This window comes from Pseudomonas sp. CNPSo 3701 (assembly GCF_028674975.1).
Lineage (GTDB): Bacteria > Pseudomonadota > Gammaproteobacteria > Pseudomonadales > Pseudomonadaceae > Aquipseudomonas > Aquipseudomonas straminea.
On the sequence record NZ_JAQZSI010000034.1, the window covers coordinates 1 to 276 of the forward strand.

At 70.3% G+C, this 276-nt stretch carries 1 protein-coding gene; it reads left to right on the plus strand.

The annotated features are described in order from the left end of the window. Positions 1-276, plus strand: a 276-nt coding sequence (locus PVA39_RS23265) for an aldehyde dehydrogenase family protein (RefSeq protein WP_274126078.1), incomplete at both ends; no start/stop codon positions are given.

Consider the following 276-nt stretch of genomic DNA (forward strand, 5'->3'; position numbering starts at 1 on the left):
GGCCTGGGCCCGGTCGCCGTGTTCGGCGCCAGCAACTTCCCGCTGGCCTTCTCCACCGCCGGCGGTGACACCGCCGCCGCGCTGGCCGCCGGTTGCCCGGTAGTGTTCAAGGCCCACAGCGGCCACATGACCACCGCCGCTCACGTTGGTGAAGCCATCCTGCGTGCCGCCGAGAAGACCGGCATGCCCAAAGGCGTGTTCAACATGATCTACGGTTCGGGCGTCGGCGAGGCGCTGGTCAAGCACCCGGCCATCCAGGCCGTCGGCTTCACCGGC